Annotated in this window: 2 protein-coding genes; both read right to left on the minus strand. The window is 30.4% G+C overall.

The features are described 5' to 3' along the window. Nucleotides 1-53: 53 nt before the first annotated feature. Complete coding sequence (locus ACW2QF_RS17550) at nucleotides 54-464, minus strand: hypothetical protein (RefSeq protein ID WP_455717313.1); 411 nt, start codon at nucleotides 462-464, stop codon at nucleotides 54-56. A gap of 255 nt (nucleotides 465-719) precedes the next feature. Next, nucleotides 720-1,445: hypothetical protein (locus ACW2QF_RS17555; protein WP_455717314.1), on the minus strand; the 726-nt coding region annotated here is incomplete at its 5' end.

Raw genomic sequence — 1,445 nt, forward strand, 5'->3', positions numbered from 1 at the left:
AATTGCTACTCATTTAACAAGTATTGGAATGATAGGTTACAAATTACATTCTACTATAGATAGCTAGGATTTAATGATAAAATATTTTGTAAATTTTCTTTTTGCCACTTTGCCCCAACCATTGTTTTATTAATACGATATTTCATTATACCAGCTGCACTTTCTATTATTAGATTAAAAGCAATTAATCCTTTTTTAAACTGGATTTTATTAATTTGATTTCTCGCTATAATGGTATGTTCAGGTCTCATCTTTCCTGTGATACTATCTACACCTATAACAACGATTTCTTGATTTGTAAAATGTAGAATATGATATTTCATATCGAACAAATTTGACATTGGTCCAAACAGTGCCATGTTAACCACTGATGGCATTACAAATCCCCAAACAGAAGCATTCTTCTGTGGCATAATATTAATTTGTCTTAAATACTCTTCAATTTCTAATTCATTAATTCCCATTTTTCTAATTCTCTCCTTTACTGTCTATGTAGCCAATTTTAGTTGTAACATATAATTTGTGTCTTCTGTATATCTTACCCTATAACGGATTTCTCACTTAAGTAAATATACCATACATTAACACATTTTAACCAAAAAATGTTGATTTTCTGACAGATGGCATGAATTTTGGTATGAATGACCTAAAAACACCTCGTTTGTTTGTCTAACAAACGGGGTGCAGTTCACTTAGGGATTTAGTTTTTTTATAGCAAATTAAAAATAATTCCCTCTCCTCTCTAGTTTCTTGTCAATAAGAATTCTACTTTCTTCAATTCCTTTTTCTTTTAAATACTTGATAACATCTGTAAGAAAGTTATCTCTTCCAACTACATAGTAGAGGGAGTCGTTTTGTTCTGTAACAGTATCTAGTGTCTCATAAAATTTACTACGTGTATCAACCCAATAATTCTGATATTCTGAATTTTCTAATTGAGTAAGTTCGCTCTTATAGACAAAATTATTTGATGAATTAATATTAATATTTATTAATTTTGGTATTCCCGTTCTATCCTGTATAAACCTATGTATTAAAGGTCTCAATGCCGCAATTCCTACCCCCATAGATACTAATACAATTGGCTTATCCTCTCTTCTTAGAGGCAATCTTGACCCCACTTTGAATAAAGTGACCTCATCTCCTATATGTAATTCTGATAATTTCTCTTTAAATTCAGATAAAGGTGCCATAATTCTTGTGGTAAAACCAATTTTATTCTCCTCTGGCAAAGTCATAATAGACATAGGATGCATGAAACCCTTGTTTGGTGTCTCTCCTTCATCAAATCCTAATAAGCCAATATGAGTATGGGATCCTTCCTTCCAACTGAAATCAGATGGTTTCTCAAGTAAAAAAGTTTTAACACCGGGTATTTCCTCTATAATATCTATAATTTTATTGTTGTATTTAGAAAGCGTATAATATATAGTTTCTTTATATTC

The organism is Anaerosporobacter sp. (assembly GCF_965301125.1).